Annotated in this window: 17 protein-coding genes and 1 tRNA gene; 3 read left to right on the top strand and 15 right to left on the bottom strand. The window is 30.8% G+C overall.

The features are described from left to right. Window positions 1–23 precede the first annotated feature (23 nt). The 9 genes from WH52_RS08950 to WH52_RS08910 all read right to left on the bottom strand — a co-directional run bounded on the left by WH52_RS08950 (window position 24) and on the right by WH52_RS08910 (window position 11,194). Entirely contained in the window at window positions 24–1,928 is a 1,905-nt protein-coding gene (locus tag WH52_RS08950) for a polysaccharide biosynthesis protein (protein WP_086030604.1), read from the bottom strand. A 63-nt stretch (window positions 1,929–1,991) separates the two neighbouring features. Then, window positions 1,992–2,507, bottom strand: coding sequence for a hypothetical protein (locus tag WH52_RS08945; RefSeq protein ID WP_086030603.1), 516 nt, complete (start codon window positions 2,505–2,507; stop codon window positions 1,992–1,994). A gap of 51 nt (window positions 2,508–2,558) precedes the next feature. After that, a complete protein-coding gene (ccsA, locus tag WH52_RS08940) occupies window positions 2,559–5,666 on the bottom strand; it encodes a cytochrome c biogenesis protein (protein WP_317041843.1) in 3,108 nt (1,035 codons plus the stop codon). A 147-nt stretch (window positions 5,667–5,813) separates the two neighbouring features. After that, window positions 5,814–6,692, bottom strand: coding sequence for a phosphatidylserine decarboxylase (locus tag WH52_RS08935; protein WP_086030601.1), 879 nt, complete (start codon window positions 6,690–6,692; stop codon window positions 5,814–5,816). 7 nt (window positions 6,693–6,699) lie between these two features. Continuing rightward, window positions 6,700–8,763 carry a methylmalonyl-CoA mutase gene (scpA, locus tag WH52_RS08930; protein WP_086030600.1) on the bottom strand — a complete coding sequence of 688 codons (2,064 nt, stop codon included), beginning with the start codon at window positions 8,761–8,763 and terminating at the stop codon, window positions 6,700–6,702. Continuing rightward, complete coding sequence (locus WH52_RS08925) at window positions 8,756–10,105, bottom strand: methylmalonyl-CoA mutase subunit beta (protein WP_086030599.1); 1,350 nt, start codon at window positions 10,103–10,105, stop codon at window positions 8,756–8,758. The genes scpA and WH52_RS08925 overlap by 8 nt, the downstream gene beginning before the upstream one ends. Continuing rightward, entirely contained in the window at window positions 10,105–10,422 is a 318-nt protein-coding gene (locus WH52_RS08920) for an FtsB family cell division protein (protein ID WP_086030598.1), read from the bottom strand. Before WH52_RS08920 ends, WH52_RS08925 begins: the two co-directional genes overlap by 1 nt. A 1-nt stretch (window position 10,423) precedes the next feature. Next, the gene (udk, locus tag WH52_RS08915) at window positions 10,424–11,029 is read right to left on the bottom strand and encodes a uridine kinase (protein WP_086030644.1); all 606 of its coding nucleotides are present in this window, start codon (window positions 11,027–11,029) and stop codon (window positions 10,424–10,426) included. Window positions 11,030–11,120: 91 nt separating this feature from the next. Continuing rightward, a tRNA-Thr gene (locus WH52_RS08910) sits at window positions 11,121–11,194 on the bottom strand. A gap of 184 nt (window positions 11,195–11,378) precedes the next feature. On the opposite strand from WH52_RS08910, the gene WH52_RS08905 reads away from it, so the two are divergent. Beyond that, window positions 11,379–12,269: a mechanosensitive ion channel family protein gene (locus tag WH52_RS08905; protein ID WP_086030597.1), complete on the top strand. Its 891-nt coding sequence runs from the start codon at window positions 11,379–11,381 to the stop codon at window positions 12,267–12,269. Window positions 12,270–12,369: 100 nt separating this feature from the next. Here the strand turns inward: WH52_RS08905 and WH52_RS08900 are convergent, their stop codons facing one another. After that, window positions 12,370–12,600 carry a hypothetical protein gene (locus WH52_RS08900; protein ID WP_086030596.1) on the bottom strand — a complete coding sequence of 77 codons (231 nt, stop codon included), beginning with the start codon at window positions 12,598–12,600 and terminating at the stop codon, window positions 12,370–12,372. Between the two features lie 396 nt (window positions 12,601–12,996). Between WH52_RS08900 and WH52_RS08895 the strand changes: the two genes are divergently transcribed. Together WH52_RS08895 and WH52_RS08890 are read left to right on the top strand one after the other, a co-directional pair. Next, the gene (locus tag WH52_RS08895) at window positions 12,997–13,536 is read left to right on the top strand and encodes a DUF4252 domain-containing protein (protein WP_086030595.1); all 540 of its coding nucleotides are present in this window, start codon (window positions 12,997–12,999) and stop codon (window positions 13,534–13,536) included. A 1-nt stretch (window position 13,537) separates the two neighbouring features. After that, on the top strand, window positions 13,538–14,140 hold the full coding sequence (locus WH52_RS08890) for a DUF1684 domain-containing protein (RefSeq protein ID WP_086030594.1): 603 nt from the start codon (window positions 13,538–13,540) through the stop codon (window positions 14,138–14,140). 41 nt (window positions 14,141–14,181) lie between these two features. On the opposite strand, the gene WH52_RS08885 is transcribed toward WH52_RS08890, so the two are convergent. The 5 genes from WH52_RS08885 to WH52_RS08865 all read right to left on the bottom strand — a co-directional run bounded on the left by WH52_RS08885 (window position 14,182) and on the right by WH52_RS08865 (window position 18,087). After that, window positions 14,182–14,883, bottom strand: coding sequence for a crotonase/enoyl-CoA hydratase family protein (locus WH52_RS08885; protein ID WP_086030593.1), 702 nt, complete (start codon window positions 14,881–14,883; stop codon window positions 14,182–14,184). A gap of 1 nt (window position 14,884) precedes the next feature. Continuing rightward, complete coding sequence (gene crcB / locus WH52_RS08880; protein WP_086030592.1) at window positions 14,885–15,256, bottom strand: fluoride efflux transporter CrcB; 372 nt, start codon at window positions 15,254–15,256, stop codon at window positions 14,885–14,887. 102 nt (window positions 15,257–15,358) lie between these two features. Further along, on the bottom strand, window positions 15,359–16,390 hold the full coding sequence (locus tag WH52_RS08875) for a GyrI-like domain-containing protein (RefSeq protein WP_086030591.1): 1,032 nt from the start codon (window positions 16,388–16,390) through the stop codon (window positions 15,359–15,361). A 135-nt stretch (window positions 16,391–16,525) separates the two neighbouring features. Continuing rightward, window positions 16,526–17,524 carry a DoxX family protein gene (locus WH52_RS08870; protein ID WP_086030590.1) on the bottom strand — a complete coding sequence of 333 codons (999 nt, stop codon included), beginning with the start codon at window positions 17,522–17,524 and terminating at the stop codon, window positions 16,526–16,528. A gap of 17 nt (window positions 17,525–17,541) precedes the next feature. After that, window positions 17,542–18,087, bottom strand: a complete 546-nt coding sequence (locus WH52_RS08865; protein ID WP_086030589.1) for a DUF1599 domain-containing protein — start codon at window positions 18,085–18,087, stop codon at window positions 17,542–17,544. Window positions 18,088–18,202: the final 115 nt, after the last annotated feature.

Below are 18,202 nucleotides of genomic sequence, written 5' to 3'. Positions count from 1 at the left end.
CTTTATAATTTTTTGCGAAAGTACTAATTTTCTTTTATTCTATCTAGTTCTTGGTAAATTGAGTTTTGTGAAAGGTACTCAGGAACAATTTCTTTAATCAATGATACAGTTAATTTATTGTTGTGATTATTATTAGTAAAACACAAAGAATTTATCTTGCTTATTATTAAATCAAAGTTTATTTCTTGATTTTTAGCAATCATAATTTTTTCGTGATAAGTTGGAGTAGTGTTTTCACCGTTAGCCAATAATTCCTCATATAATTTTTCACCAGGACGTAGTCCTGTGATTTTTATATCAATGTCATCAGGATATTTAAGGCCAGATAGATGAATCATTCTTTTAGCAATATCATATATTCTAACTGATTTACCCATATCAAAAATATAAATCTCGCCACCATTTCCCATTGTGCCAGCTTCTAAAACTAATCTGCAGGCTTCAGGAATTGTCATAAAGTATCGAGTAATATCTTTATGAGTAACAGTTAATGGACCTCCATTTTCAATTTGTTTTTTGAATAAAGGAATAACAGAACCATTTGATCCAAGAACATTTCCAAATCTTGTAGTAGTAAACTTTGTGTCATGATTCTTTTGGCTGCTTAAACAACTTATATACATTTCGGCAACTCTTTTAGTTGCTCCCATTACATTTGTTGGGTTTACAGCTTTGTCTGTTGAAACCATTACAAAACGTTCTACATTATGTTTTACAGATAAGTCGGCTATGTTTTTTGTACCACCGATATTAATTTTAACAGCTTCATATGGAGAAAGTTCCATTAAAGGAACGTGCTTGTAAGCGGCAGCGTGAAATACTTTTTGTGGATTAAACTTCTCGAAAATCTCTTCCATTCTGTTTAAATCTCTAACATCAGCAACTATACAAGTAAAATTTTTTCTACCTTTTTGTATTAATTCTTGTTGAATATCATATAAAGGAGATTCAGCTTGATCAACTAAGATTAAATGTTTATGATTATAAGAGCTTAATTGTCTAGATATTTCAGAGCCTATAGAACCAGCTGCACCAGTTACCAATATAGTTTTATTTGTAACATCTCTACTAACTATCGGATTGTCTATTGAAATTGGTTTCCTGTCTAATAAATCTTCAATTTTAACTTGTTTAATTTGAGTAGCTTCTAAATCTCCATCAATCCATTTTGATAGTGGAGGCACAATTTTTACATCTACGCCAAAGTCAAATAATTTATCGGTTAAATAAAGTAGTTTTTCTGATTTTATGTTCTGTATAGAAATGATTATTTCATCAATTCCTTTTTGTTTAATAAACTCTTTAGTAATAAAATTTCCGTTATAAATTTTAATTCGGTCAATTTTTTTTCCTTGTTTTTTAGGGTCATCATCAACAAAACCGATTACTTCATATTTGTTTTTTGTATCTCTGTTTAAAGCTCCGTAGGTAATTAAACCAGAATCACCAGCTCCATAAATTAAAACATTAGTGATTTCATTTAATTCAGTAGAAACAATTTCGTAAAAAGCCTTGAAAACAAATCGACTAATAATTAATAATAATACAGAAACTAAATAATGAATTATTATAATGGATTTTGGTATTGTAAAACTAGGAGCAATATTAAGAAAACTATTGGTTAATACTAACATTACTAGTATTGAAGACATTAAAGAAATTCCAATAAAAACATTAAAAGCATCTCTAGTACCTGTATGTCTAATGATTCCTCTATATGATCCAACCGATAAGAAACTGAAAAGAGCTACAGTTGCAACAAGAGGGATTTGGTAAACAAGTTTCTCAGTATCAAAGTTTAAGCTAGTGTTAAAACGAATAGTATACGCAAGAACAAAAGATAAACAAACTAAAAAAATATCGATTAACAATACCAGCCAATGAGAAGCATATTTGTCAAAAGATTTTATAAAGAATTTCCTTAGCATATCTAATTTTATTAGAGGGTAAAAGTACAAATTATATATTTTATAAAATAAAAAAGAGGATTTTTAAATCCTCTTCATTTGTTGTTTCATCATTTGCATTTGCTCTTTTAGCATGCCATGTTTATCTAGTTTCTTGGCCTCAGCCATTAAAGTAGTAGCTTCTCGCTTACGTCTTTTGGTCATTGCAATTCCAGCTAATTGTAACTTAGCCATAGCTAAATCATGATCCATAGCTAAACCTAACTTTACCGCTTTTCTTAAAAACTTTTCTGCTTGAGTAATGTTGGTCTGACTTAACATGATACCATGCAAGTAATTGTAATATCCTTCTTGCTTTTGTGTTAGTGCTGTAGACGGATTTTTAATATAGCCCAACCATTTTTTAGCTCCCTCAAAATTTTGTTTACGTAATTGTAAAAAGGCTAGTAAAATAAATTCATTTTTAAAATAAAAAAGAATAAATAACCCTACTAAGAGTAAGATGGCAATTCCATTTCCAATATTTCCTTGAGTAAATTCGTAAACAGACCAAGCTAATGTTAGGATTGCTAAAACTAATTTTATATTTTTATTAAACATATTTTTTTGTTAAAGGCGTACAAAAGTACATTTTATGATAATATTAAACGATTATTTTTTGTAAAATTTCTTGTTTTTAAACCAAGCAAGTGTACCAATTATAATTATAAAAGCAATTGAATAGTATACCGAGTTAGGGGTGATAACTTTATCTCCACTGGCGTAAGAATGTAATCCTGATAAGTAGAAATTTACTCCCATATAAGTCATCATAACTGAAAAAATAGCAATGATTGATACTAAATTAAAAGTATATCTTCCTCTTAAACCTGGTATCAATCGCATGTGTAAAACAAAAGAATATACCATGATAGATACTAAAGCCCAAGTTTCTTTAGGATCCCATCCCCAGTAGCGTCCCCAACTTTCATTTGCCCACATACCTCCTAAAAAGTTTCCGACAGTAAACATTACTAAACCAACAGTTAAAGCCATTTCATTGATAATGGTTAATTCTTTAATGTGAAGTAGCATTTTGTTTTTGTTTTCTTTTGTGGTAAAAATGATTAAGAATAAAGCAAAAACTCCTAAAATCATCCCTAAAAAGAAAGGTCCGTAAGCAGCTACAATAATAGAAACGTGTACGTATAACCACCAAGAATTAAGTACAGGAACTAAGTTTGCAATTTCAGGATCTAACCAGTTTTGACTAGCAAACCATAAAATTACAGCTGTTAAAAATGTTGTTGCAGCAATTGTTAATGACGAGTTTCTACCTAAGATTAACCCAAATAGCATAGAAGCTAATCCTACAAATATTATAGATTCGTAAGCGTTACTCCATGGAGCGTTTCCGCTAATGTACCAACGCATAGCTAAACCTGTAACATGAGTGATAAAAAGTAGAATTATAATTCCAATAAAAGCTTTAACGACATAGTTTACCCAAGGTTTGTTGTTAAATATTTGAAAGAATACAAAAACAATCATCAATAAACTTACTAAACCATAATATTTATAAAGTTTAATAAAAATATTAGCTTTGTTATAAGCGATTTCTAATTGAATTTTATCCTGAGAAGGAATTACTTCTGAACCAAACTTTCTCTGATATTTTTTAATTCCGTCTAAAACCTTATTAGTTTCTGTATAATTTCCAGTTTTCTTTGAATTTTGTAATAACTGAAAATAAACTGGCAATGATTGACGAACAAAAACAGAATCAGTTCCTTTAAAACCTGCATTTAAGGTTTCTGGTTGCGAAACCCATTTATTTTCTTCGTGGTTTGGAATTGGGAAAATACGTAAAATACTTCCGCTTAATGCTTGAGACATTAACCAAACCCTTCTTTCAATTTTAATAGCGTCTTGTTCAAATTTATTTTGAATTCTTTTCTTTTGAGCTTCAACAACTAAATGACCAATTTTAGAAGTTTGATCTGGATTGTAAAAATCAACAAAGCGAGCGTATTTCGTGTCTTTAGGCAATCCTAAAACTTCTCTAATTTGAGTATTTCCTTTTTCTAAATAAATAAAAGGAACATTTAACCAAAACATTGGAGCTTCGGTAATTGAAACTAAAACTTGGCTTGGAGTTAATCCTTTAAAGTTGTCGGTATGGGCAACTTTTCTTACTAATTCAGAAGCAAAAGTATGTGCAGGTTTCATTCTACCACCAGCATCTTGAATTACCAAACTGCTAAATTCATCAGCATGTTTTTTGCTTGCTACCGATTTTTGTAAGATAGAATCAATTTGAGTCTCAGTTAATGCTTGTGGTTTATGTTGTTTGTGCTGAGAAAAACCAACAACACTTAAAGTTAAGAAAGCTAAAGTTAAAAGGCTTTTCTTTTTTCTGATTTTTACTAAAGCTTCTTTTAAATGACTAAAACGAGTGTTTTTAATAAAAAGAGAAGCGATCAAACCGAAGAATAATAAAAAATATCCTAAATAAGTTACTCCTGTTCCCCAAAAATCATGATTTACAGAAAGATGAGTTTGTTCAATTTTTTGACCTTCGTTTTTATAACCTGATTGAAACAAGCGATAACCTTTATAGTTTAAAATATGATTCATAAATAATCTAAAATCAAAAGTTTCGTTTTTCCCATAAACAGTTACTTCACTTGCGAAAGAAGCGGCGTTTTCTGAACCAGGATATTTTTCTAACTGAAAATCATTTAACTTTACTTTAAACGGAACAGAAATTTGTTTAGCTCCATACCAACCTCTAAAGTTTAAGTCATCTATACTAAATTGTTTTTGACCGTCTACATTAAATTGTCCTCCAGTAAACTCTACACGTTCTGTTTTTCCGTTGTAAGTAACATCAAAAACAACCATGTCGAATTTAGTTTTATCTTTTTTACCTCTTACGGTTTTAACTTCACCTTTTTCAGCAGGTTTAGGAATTACAAATTGTAACCCTTCAATATTGTGTAGTGTTAAGAATTGAAAATGTTGTGTGCTATCTTTAACAATTTCTCCTCTTTTTTGATCTGCCATTCGAAACCAATCACCTTTGGCTTTTGAAGTCATTTTTAAGCTTCCATCTTCATAAAAGAAGTTGATGTTTGCATTTTTGTCTGGAGCTTCAAAACCAACTAAAATATTGTGAATATTTTGAATAGTTCCTTTTTTAATGTAGTGCTCGTGCCTGCTTCCGCTTGAGCTTTCTACTAAAAATAAATGTTCAACTCCATTTTCGTCTAACACTAATTTCTTTTCTGCCCAAGGAATATAGTCTACTAATTTAAAATCTACTTCATGAATTTTTCCGTCCTTTTTAGGTTGAAAAGTTTCACTGAAACTTACATTGTTAGTACCCCAAGCAGATAGTAATAATTTATTGTTGTATTCTTTTTGAAACTTGTTGTTATCTACAATAATATTTAAATAATTAGTATCTGAATAAAAAACATCGGTTGTTTCTCCTTCGTCAATAATCATTAAACCTTCGTAGCTAATATAACGAGTGATGCCTGCTCCAATTAGAATGAATAAAAAAGCCACATGGAATAACAATACCGACCACTTTTCTTTTCTATAAAGTTTGTATTTAAAAATATTTCCGAAGAAATTTATTACAAAGAAAACCATGATTAATTCGAACCACCAAGTGTTATACACTAAAGCTTTTGAAGTTTGGGTTCCAAAATCGTTTTCTATAAATGTTGCTATTCCCATTGATGCACCAAATACTAAAAATAGTACTGCCATTAAACGGGTAGAATAAAGTATATTGAGGACTTTTCTCATCGTAAAATTTGCGTTGAAATAAAACTGGGCAAAGTTACGGATTAAAGCTTTAAAAGTATTATGATTTGAATCATTTTTAGTATGTAGAAACGTTAAAAATAAGGAAAGCTACATACCAATTTCTTCTCCCATTTTTACAAATGTTTCCGTTTTGTTTTGGGTGTTTTGTAAAATGTCGCTATCAATTTTTAATTTGTCTTTATCAACAAGTAGAACAATTGTTGAACCCCCAAAAGCAAAATATCCCATTTCATCACCTTTTTTTATTGATGAATTTGGTGTAAAAGTTTCAATAATACTACCAACCATAGTAGCACCGACCGGAGCAATCAAAATGTCTCCTTTGTCTTCTGTTTTCAACTCACAATATTCACGTTTGTTTTCACAGAATACTTTGGTAAAATTAGAAGCTAAAGCATAGGGAGAAACAGAATAGTAATCGCCTTTTATTTTAGTCATTTCAGTTGGAGTGCCACTATACGGAAAATGATAACGATGATAGTCGTTTGGGGCTAGTCGTAAAATAATTAACGATGCATTTTTATATTTTTCGGCTAACGTATCGCTAGCTAAAAATTCTTTTAGCGTAAACTTTCTTCCTTTGATAAAGAAATTATGAACGTCAGAAATATTTTCAAAAGCTAATAATTTACCATCACCAGGAGAAACAAATCCATTTTGGATAGGCCTTGCATTTGGTTTTAATTTACGATAGAAAAAGTCGTTAAATGAAGTGAATTCTGAAATTGACTTTTCAGCTTCACTCATATCGATGTTTAACTGATTTACAAAAACCTCTATTTTTTTTGTAGAAGAAGGATTGTCCATTTTTTTACCATACCAAGTAGATAAAAACTTACGTTTAGCAATAGGTAAAATAGCAAGTTTTCCAAAAGGATTATGGTATAAAAATTTTAAGAAACCTACTCCTGGAGGAGTTTCTATTTCAGTTTTTCCAGTTTTTCTGTCAATAAATTTTATTTCCATAGCTAATTTATTCTTCAGTACTATCAATTAAAATAGTTAACATATCAATAGCCGCTTGCGCAATTTTTGTCCCAGGTCCAAAAACACCAACAGCACCTGCGTCAAATAAAAATTGATAATCTTGTGCAGGAATTACACCCCCTACAATTACCATAATATCTTCTCTGTCGTATTTTTTTAACTCCTCAATTACTTGTGGAACTAAAGTTTTATGTCCAGCTGCTAATGATGAAATTCCTAAAATATGAACATCATTTTCAATAGCTTGTTTCGTGGCTTCTTGTGGTGTTTGAAATAAAGGTCCTATATCTACATCAAAACCAAGGTCTGCGTAACCTGTAGCAACTACTTTTGCTCCACGATCATGACCATCTTGACCCAGTTTTGCAATCATAATTCTAGGGCGACGACCTTCTAATTCAGCAAATTCATCTGCTAAAGCAACTGCTTTTTTAAATAATTTATCGTCTTTTATTTCTTTACTGTACACTCCGCTAATAGTTCTGTGAATTGCCTTGTGGCGACCAAATTCTACTTCTAAAGCATCCGAAATTTCACCCAAACTAGCTCTGTTTCTTGCTGCTTTTACAGCCAAATCTAATAAATTTCCGTTACCTGTTTTAGCACATTCAGTTAAATTGCTCAATGAAGTGTTTACTTCTTCTTGATTACGAGCAGCTTTTAATTCATTAAGTCGTTTAATTTGTGATTGACGAACTGCTTCGTTGTCAACTTCCAAAATATGTAAAGGATCTTCCTCTTCTAATTGATATTTATTTACACCAACAATAACATCTTGTCCGCTATCTATTTTTGCTTGTTTTTTAGCAGCAGCTTCTTCAATTCGCATTTTAGGAATCCCTTTTTCAATGGCTTTGGTCATTCCTCCAAGTTCCTCAACTTCTTGAATAAGTTTCCAAGCTTTGTTTGCGATTTCCTCAGTTAATTCTTCTACATAATAACTTCCTGCCCAAGGATCTACTGTTTTGGTAATGTGTGTTTCTTGTTGTAAATATATTTGTGTGTTTCTTGCTATTCTGGCAGAAAAATCGGTAGGTAATGCAATGGCTTCGTCTAAAGCATTGGTGTGTAAACTTTGTGTTCCTCCAAAGGCTGCTGCCATAGCTTCAATCGTAGTTCTGGCAACATTGTTAAAAGGATCTTGCTCTGTTAAACTCCATCCACTTGTTTGACAATGTGTACGTAATGCTAATGATTTTGGATTTTTTGGGTTGAATTGTTTTACAATTTTTGCCCATAACATTCTACCTGCTCTCATTTTTGCTATTTCCATGAAATGATTCATTCCGATAGCCCAGAAAAATGATAAACGAGGGGCAAACGTATCAATATCCATTCCTGCTTCAATTCCTTTTCTGATGTATTCTAATCCGTCGGCTAAAGTATAGGCTAACTCAATTTCTGGAGTTGCACCAGCTTCTTGCATGTGGTAACCTGAAATAGAAATCGAATTGAATTTTGGCATGTTTTCAGAAGTATATCTAAAAATATCCGCTATGATTTTCATTGAAGGAGTAGGGGGGTAGATGTATGTATTTCGTACCATGAACTCCTTTAGAATATCGTTTTGAATGGTTCCAGAAAGTAATTTTTGATCTACACCTTGTTCTTCTGCAGCAACGATATAGAAAGCTAAAACAGGAAGAACGGCTCCGTTCATAGTCATTGAAACTGACATTTTATCAAGCGGAATTTGATCGAATAAAACTTTCATGTCTTCCACAGAGTCAATGGCTACACCTGCTTTACCAACATCACCTTGTACTCTTTCGTGATCAGAATCATACCCTCGGTGAGTTGCTAAATCGAAGGCAACAGATAACCCCTTTTGACCAGCAGCTAAGTTTCTCCTGTAAAAAGCATTACTTTCTTCAGCAGTTGAAAATCCTGCATATTGGCGAATGGTCCAAGGTCTGCGAACATACATGGTAGAATATGGTCCACGTAAATTTGGTGCAATGCCAGCGACAAAATCTTCGTGATTAAATCTTTCAATCTTTGACCTTTGACTTTCGTCTAAACTTATATTTGAAATATCTTTTCTACTCATTTTCTATTCGTTCTTGTTCAAGTTTTTCTGCTAACCTTTGAGGTATGATGGGTTTAATGAGTGTTTTTTCATCACGAGGAATTATAAAAGGAAAGATTTCTAAATCATCTTTCATACGATCTTTGTCGTTTTGAATCTTATTTGTTCCTAAAAGTGTAATTTCTCCATTGTTAAATTTAGCTTGCTCTTTATCGGCACTATCTTTAATTTTTCTTTGGATGACACCTTCTTTTAATTGCGCTAAAAATCCGCCAGCGTTTTCAATTTGTTTAAAAATGTCTAATGCTTTCTGGGCTATTTGTTCAGTGATGCTTTCAATGTAATAGGTTCCATCAGCAATATTTTGAGCGGCAGCTAATTCGCTTTCTTGCTGTAATATTAAAAGTTGATTTCTAGAAATTCGTTTTCCAAATTCATTTGGTTTATGGAAGATTTCATCATAAGAAACGTTTGATATTGTGTTTGCTCCACCTAAGATTGCACTCATGCTTTCTGAGGTTGTGCGAAGCATGTTTACATTATAGTCGTATAAGGTTTTGTTGCGAAGACTTGGTTGAGCGAAAATATGAGCTTCGGTGTTTTCAATACCATATTCTTTAAGTAATGTAGCCCATAGAATTCGAAAAGCACGAAGTTTCGCTATTTCGAAAAAGTAATTGCTACCTACTGCAAAGTTGAAATAAATTTTTTCTGCTATTTCTTTTCCAAAATGATTTAGGTATTCATTTGCATGCGCAAGTGTATATGCTAATTGTTGAGGCATGTTAGCTCCTGCATTTTGGTAAACGATAGCATTTACACAAATAGAACTATTTGATAAAGCTGTTATTTTTTCTAATTGAGCATGATCTTCTTTTAAATTATAAAACCAATTACCAGTTTTTACTAGATTTCCAACAATGTCAATATTAAAATAGTGCTTAATATTGATTAAATGTTTTGATAGTTTTTCAATAAAATCAGCATCTAAGAACTTGAAATTGAAGTATAGTAATTTATTATTTGAATCAATATCTTTTAAAAGATTATCAATATTAAAAGGTGTTAAAGCAATAAATTCAATACTATTGGCTCCTCTGTTTAGAGCGTCGATTGCATCTTTATTAGCTTCAGTTTCATTATTGATAACAATAGTTTGGCAAATATTGAAGCCTTTGTTGCCAAATGTTATTTTTTTGTTTGTTCGATCTTCTTTGGTGTAAAAAGGTTTTACAGTAATGCCCTCATCTGTTTTCCAAAGTAAGGTTTCGTTATAGTCAGCACCTTTTAGGTCAACTTGAATTTTTTGTTTCCAGCTTGCTGCAGAAACTCCTTCGAACTCTTCAAATAAATAATCGCTCATTAGTGTTGTATTGTGTCAAACTCAATAATGTAAATATCTTCGTTTTCTTTTTTCATTAAGTATTTTTCTCGAGCGTAACGTTCTAGTTGAAGTGAATCTTGGAGCTTTTTAATAGTAGCTTTATCTTCTTTAATACGTTCTTTATGGTATTCTATCCAAGTTTCTAATTCTTCAATTTCTTTGTTAAACTCTCTATGTGTAAGGTACGAATTTTCATCTAAAAAAAGCATCCATACCACGAAAATGGTAAGTATAACTACATAAATGTTGGTAGCTATTTTAAAGGATGATTTGTTTTTTATCGATTTAAAATTCATGTTACAATCTGTCGTTTATCACAGTTCTAACAATGTCGATTGCAACGGTATTGTATCGATCATTAGGAATGATAATATCAGCGTAGTTTTTAGTAGGTTCAATAAATTGTTGATGCATTGGTTTTAAAGTGCTTTGGTATCTGCTTAAAACTTCATCAATATCTCTACCTCTTTCTTTTATATCTCTACGTACACGACGAATTAACCTTTCGTCAGCATCAGCATGTACAAAGACTTTAATGTCACACAAATTTCTTAAATCTTTATTGTTGAATATTAAAATTCCTTCAATAATAATAACTTTTCTTGGGTGAGTTTTAATGGTGTCTTTAGTTCTATTGTGTGCTACAAACGAATAAACTGGTTGTTCAATAATTTCTCCATTTTTTAATTGTTGAAGATGTTCTACCAATAATTCGAAATCTATTGCTCTTGGATGATCGAAGTTTATTTTCGTTCTTTCTTCATATGTTAAATCGTCAGTCTGCTTGTAATAAGAGTCTTGAGAAATAACACAAACTTCGTCGGCTGGTAATTCGTTAATAATTTGATTTACTACAGTGGTTTTTCCACTTCCAGTACCTCCTGCAATACCAATAACAAATATATTTTTCATGTAGTTTTTTTAGATGAAACAAATTTAGGAAAAATAGGAAATAAAAAAAGTGCTAACAAATTTGTTAGCACTTTTTGTTTTGAGCCGATAGAGGGACTCGAACCCACGACCTGCTGATTACAAATCAGCTGCTCTAGCCAGCTGAGCTATATCGGCTGTTGCCTTGAAAAGCGATGCAAATATATATGCTTTTAGAGAACTGGCAAAAATTTTTTTTACTTTTTTTGAACTTTTTTTTGGTACTGTTTTTAGGGGGGTTATTATGAGTTGTTTATGTTTTAGCAGTATGAAGAAAAATAGATTTTTTACATTTGTATTGTTATTCTTCTAAATTAAAATAATGGAAAAAGAGCTAGATTTTATAAAGCATACCTTAAACAAGTGGAAAGTTGATAGTGTAGAGTTTTTACCTAAATTATTTCTAGCAATGTTAATATTGCTATTAACGTATTTGTTAGCAAAATCAATTAAGAATATATCTGAAAAATTTTACGGGAAAATCTTCAAAGAGAATCTTGAGGCAGTACGTTTGGTTAATTCAGTGTTACAAATTCTAATTGTTTTATTTGGAGGGTTCTTATCACTTGAAGTTTTAGGTTTAGAAAGTATAATAACCAAAATACTTGCAGGTGCTGGTATTGTGGGAATTATTGCAGGTTTTGCTTTTAAAGATATTGCTTCGAATGCTTTTGCTGGTTTTTTATTGAATATGCAAAAACCATTTTCTGATGGCGATTGGGTTAAGGTTGATGGTAATTTCGGAACGATAAATAAAATAGGTATGATTACCACAAGTATAAAAACTATTACGGGAGAAGAGGTTTTTGTGCCCAATCAATTAATATATAATCAGTCTTTTACTAATTATTCTTCTTATAAGAGAAGGAGGGTGGTTATTAAAACAGGGGTTTCTTATGGTGATGATTTAGAAACGGTAAAAGAAGTTGCTATTGATGAAGTTTCTAAAATAGAAAGTGTTATAAATAAGAATAATATAGATTTTTATTTTACTGAAATAGGAGGGTATTCATATAATTTTGAATTGCGTTTTTGGGTAAGATTTAATAAACAAGTTGATTTTTTAAGTGCTCAGAACGAAGCTATAATAAGAATTAAAAAACGATTTGAACAAGAAAATATATCAATTGCTTATCCAGTGCAAACTTTAGATTTTGCAGTTAAAGGAGGTGTGAATATTTTTGATGATGTTATAAAAGTAAAAAACTCATAATAATTAAATTATTATGAGTTTTATCAAGAATAAAAATTGTTATGCGTTAAGAAATTAAATTTCTCTACGAATGTATAACGATCTTTATTTTAATTTAGTATTAAGCAGTTAATGGTTTTCCTTTTAAACGTTTTTCTATACGTTGTTTTACAACAGTTAAACGTTTCATTAAATCCATTAAACCACTATCTTTAGTTTCCTTATAAACTTCGTTAATCTCCAAGATAAGAGCTTTTGCTTCGCGAGAAGCTAAAATTCTATCACTTGTAGTAACGAATTTAAATTTTCTTGTTTCAAACTCTTCAGCTCTATTAATTAATTCTGAATTCATAAATATTTTTCTGTTTAAACTTTTAACTTCTTTCACTAAAACTAATTAGCTTGTACTTGTTAAAGTTGGTTAGACAACGATTTGCTTAAACATCTGGTCTAAAAAAATCAAGGGCGACAAATGTACTCCTTTTTTTTAATTTTTTATGATTATCATAATTAATTTAAATTATAAAATCATAGTTTTTATTTATTTAAGGGAGAAAAAGGGGCAATTTTAATGTTAAACCTGTTTGTTTAAGTATGAATGCTTATCAAATATAATAAACTTTTTTTATTTTTCAAATAGGCTGTTTATTATTAACAAATCTTAACATATTTAATTGTTTAATGTGTTTTTCTTAGGCTAAAAATTAATTATTACTTTTGAAGTATTACTTAAAAGAATAATAATGTTATGAAGAAAATAGCGCAAATATTAACACTATCCTTATTCTTAACTGCTTGCGGAAGTGGTAGAAGTTTTCAGTCATTTTTTAATAATCATAAAAATGATTTAGGAGTAACTGCTTTTCAGGTTCCTAATTTTATGAAGGCTTTGTTACAAAATATTTCGCCAGAAATAAATAGTTTTTTTGGAAATGTAAACGATTTTAAATTCATAACATTTACTGACATTTCTCCTCAAAAACAACAAGAGCTAATTCAGGAAATGAATTTGGTAACTGCCAACGGTTATTCAGATATTTTAAGAAAAAACACAAAAGAAAAAGTGAAAGTTATTTCTGTTGTAGAAGATGGAGCTATAGTAAAAAGGGCAATTGTGTTTAATTCAACTTTAACAAAAACATCAGCTTTTTATTTGAAGGGAAATTTTGATCCGAATCGAATTAGAGAACTTTCTGAGACTAATCAGTTTGAAGATTTGTCTAACAAGTTAATTCAAAGTTATCAAATGCCAAGTTCAGTAACTCCTGGTTTTAATCCGAATAAATAAGATGAAACAAATTTATCTTCTGCTACTAATATGTGTATTGATTTCTTGTAATAATCAAGGAAAAAAGCCAATTCTTGGTAAGTCAGAATTTCAAAAAGAAATGAATGCAAAGTTTAAAGATGCTTCTACTTCGCCATTAACAAAAAAAAGATTGAGAAATTTTAACGGATTAGAATTCTTTCCTATTTCAAATAAATTTAAAGTAACAGCAAAACTTACCGAAACTAAAGATAGACCAATTTTTAAATTCCCTACAACTACAGATAGGGTAGCGGTGTATGAGAAATATGGAGTAATTTCTTTTTCTATAGATGAAAAAGATTTGAAGCTTGATATTTATAAAGATAAAAACCCAAATGAAGGTTATGAAAACCACTTGTTTTTACCTTTTTTAGATAATACTAATGGAAAAACTTCGTACGCTGGAGGACGATTTATTGATGTTTTAACAACTGATATTGTTAACGGAGAGATAGAGATAGACTTTAATAAAGCGTATAATCCTTATTGTGCTTATAGCGATAGATATTCGTGCCCAATTACACCGAGAAATAATTATTTAGATGTAGAGGTGAAAGCTGGTGTTAAAGCATATAAAAAATAAAAATTGTCATTCTGTAAAAATCAGAATGACAATTAAAAGTTTTAGTTATTTATTGAAATTGCTCCAGATGCATCTAAATCAATGGCTTTTGCTAACGATTCTAAATACGGTTTACGTAATTTTAGTTTAGTAGCTGCATGAGCTTTTAAGTTTAGTTTGCTAAACATTTCTGCAATTTTAATAGCAGTCGGTAATAAATGTGCAGCTGGTACTGTTTTGTCTAAAAATCCAGCTGTAACTGCATCGGTAGGGTTGTACATTTCTGCATTGTTTACACTGCGTTCTAAGTATACAGGAGCTAATCTTCCTTTTGCAATTTCTATACCCGCGTAGTGCATTGTCATTCCGATAATAACTTCGTTAAGCCCAATTTTAAAATCACCTTCTGCGCCTAGTCTATAATCTGAAGATAATAATAAGAAAGCACCTTTAGCAACTGCATGACCAGGGCACGCCATTATAATTGGCATAGGAAAAGATAGCATTCTTAAAGATAGCTTAGATCCTTTAGTGGTAAGTTTTAAAGCATCATCCATAGATTTTGTCATTACTTTTAAATCGTAACCTCCTGATAAGATTCCTGGTTGACCAGTAATGATAACTACTTTCTTGTCTTTTTCTGCCGTGTCTAATGCTTGGTTAATTCCATCAATAACTTCATGAGAAATGGCATTCACTTTTCCGTTGTTAATGGTAATTATGGCGTAATTTTCTTCGCTTTTATATTCTACGAAATCGTTCATGTTATATGAATTTTGTTAAATACATTCCTAAAAAAACAGCTAAAAAACCTACAATAAAACTCGCTATTGTATAAAAAGCGAATGTTGTAAAATCTCCTGACTTTAAAAAGAGATGGTTTTCGTAAGCAAATGTTGAAAATGTGGTGAATCCTCCACAAAAACCAGTAGCTAATAATAGTGTTTGGTTTTGACTTAGAGTATCGTTTTTAGCTGCTAAACCTAATATAAAACCAATAAAAAGACTCCCCAATATATTGGCTGTAAATGTTCCGAAAGGAATTCCAGTTTCAGAACTATTTAAAGCTTTTCCTAATAGATAACGTAGTACACTTCCAAATCCGCCTCCAATAAATACAAGTATTAATTGTTTCATATGATTGCGTTAGGATTTATATTCTTAAAAAGTTTCATTGTATGCGAATATAAGAAAACCCCACGTTAGGTGAGGTTTTTATAGTTTTAATGTTGAAGAAAATTATTTAACTGGGTAATAAATATCTGTTTGAATTTCTTCTGGTTTAACTTTTGATGGGTCGTTTACATATAGTTCCCAAATTGGCCATTGTCTTTCTAATTTATTTTCTGCAAAATACTTATCTAAAGCTTCATGTGCTTTTAGATCACCAACTCCGTAGTTTCCAAATTTAGGAATCATAACAGCATTACCCGCTGGTAATTTTAAGGTCTCCATACCTTTTGCAGGTTTTACATTTTTGTTTAATAAAAGTCCGATATAAAATTCTGTTTCACCAGATGCTTCATCATATTTAGAAAATACAGCTCCAGGAGTATAATCACCTTCCTTTAAACCGCTGTTGTAGGCATGCATTCCTGCTTTAGGCAAATCATTAATGAATAATTTAGTCATTTCATCATGGTTGATTTTTATTTTATGAGGATATCCAATAAATACTTTTTCAGTTACTTTTAAAGGAGATATGTTTCCTAAAGTATATTTTGGAGCTTCTGTTTTAGGTGTAGTTTCTAATAAAACTCTTTCTAAATTGTTAAGGCCATTTTCTTCCATTGAACCTAACATAGGATCCCATCCTCCTAATAAAACTGCTGCAAGTTTAAAGCCGAAAGGAGATTTGTCAGCTTTCATTCCCCAAGTAACTTTTGTACCTCCATCAACTTCTTTGAATTTCCAATAAATATCTCCTGGGTCGTTATCCATAAAAGATATTTTTTGGTCGATAGATTTATTGGTTTCTAAAGCGACTGTTTCCATTTTTCCAGGTCCTTGTTTACTTGTCCAGCTATCTGACGCACCAACACCAACGGTTTTGTCTCCATAAGTTACTACGATAGTTGTGTCTTCATCATGCCAAGGACCCCATTTTTCCCAAGTTTTTAAATCGTTAACTGTATTAAACGCATGAGAAACTGGTACGTTTATTATTTTACTTCTTTGTACGTCGTAGCTTCCTGTATATGTGGTTACATAAATTAGCCCGACTGCAATTAATGCAAGAAGAAAAAGTAGGGTGTATTTTAAGATTTTCATAAGAATGTGTTTTGGTTTGGATATAAATTTACTGATTTTTAATTCAGTGTGATAATTCAATAAAATTTTAAAATAAAATAAAATAAAAAAGGGAATCTTCAAGATTCCCTACTTTATAAATTAAATGTTTTTATATTAATTTAATTCAACATCGTCAGCATCTGTCCAGTTCCATTTTCCTTTTACTACGCCATTTTCTACTGTAATGATTCCTGGATTTGCTCTAACAGCAGTTTTCAATGCTTTTTCGTCACAGCTACCAAATGTGTAAGGTAAATTGTACTCTTTTTTAAATGCATTTAACTGATCGAAGTTCTCTTCGTAAATAACATCAGCCATCATCATATCTGCAGTTAAAACGTAAATTTCATAACCTTTTTCTTTTGCTTTGCTTGCAGCTTTTGATACTTGGTGTAATCCTTCTTTTTCAGCTTTTTCAATAGTTGGGACTAGAATTAACATTGCTTTTTCTTTGCTTAGCATTTCTTCTAGTTTGTCTCCGTCTACTGTGCCAATTTCAAAGTCGTGAATTTTTGGTTCTTCACCATTTTTAAATTTCATTCCTTCAGCAATATCAGTTCCTACAGCATACGCTCTAAAATCTATAATTGGTAAATGTTGTAGTACATAGTATGCGATTACTAATGATAAAAAAGCAGAAACAAATGTGCTTACAGATGCTAGTTTTTCTGAAATTAATGGTTTTATGTATCGTAACCCTAAGATTAAAATAACGATGAAAACCATAAAGATTACATTTTTATAAAACGTTTCTTTAGGTGTTAATTTTACAGCATCTCCAAAGCAACCACAATCTGTTACTTTGTTGTAAGTGTATGAGTACCAAGTTAAAAATAAGAAGATAAGATTAAGCCCGAATAAACTCCAAACAGTAAATTTTGGTTTGTAACCAACTAAAAGCATTACCCCTAAAACTAATTCAGCAACAATTAATAGAATAGCAAAAGGTAAAGCAAAAGGTATTAAGAATTCCAAGTTTAAAACATCGGCACTAAAATATTCTTGGAATTTATATTGAGAACCAATAGGATCTACCAATTTTACAAAACCTGAATAAATGAATAATAATCCAACAAGTATTCTTGAGATGTGGGTTAATAATTTTAAAATCATAATAAGGGGTTATTAGGTTAACTTTCTAATTCTGAGTGATGAATCATGGCAAAAATAGCATAATTAATCATATCTTGGTAATTTGCATCAATACCTTCTGATACTAGTGTTTTTCCTTTATTGTCTTCAATTTGTTTAACGCGAAGTAATTTTTGTAAAATTAAATCGGTAAGAGAAGAAATTCTCATATCTCTCCATGCTTCACCGTAATCATGGTTTTTGTTTTCCATTAATTCTTTGGTGATTTTAACATGCTTGTCGTATAGTTCTATAGCTTTTTCAGTGTCTAAATCTGGTTGTTCTACAACACCTAATTCTAATTGAATTAACGCCATTACAGAGTAATTGATAATTCCAATAAATTCTGATTTTTCGCCTTCGTCTACTTTTCTGGTAGTATTTTCTTGGAGTTGACGTATACGTTGGGCTTTAATAAAAATTTGATCGGTTAACGACGGTAGTCTTAAAATTCTCCATGCACTACCATAATCACTCATTTTTTTTACAAATAAATTGCGGCATTCACTAATCACCGCATCATATTGCTTCGAAGTATTTTGCATTGTTTATTTCTGAAATAATCACGTAAAAATAGTAAAACCAAAAGGTTTTCATTTATTTTTACCAAAGAAATTTAATCTATGTTTTATTTACTATAGATTTAACTTTCTTACACAT

Origin of the sequence: Tenacibaculum holothuriorum (assembly GCF_002120225.1) — a bacterium.
Classification (GTDB): Bacteria; Bacteroidota; Bacteroidia; order Flavobacteriales; family Flavobacteriaceae; genus Polaribacter; species Polaribacter holothuriorum.
Note: the sequence above shows the minus strand (reverse complement) of the source record. Positions and strands in the feature narration are given on the sequence as shown.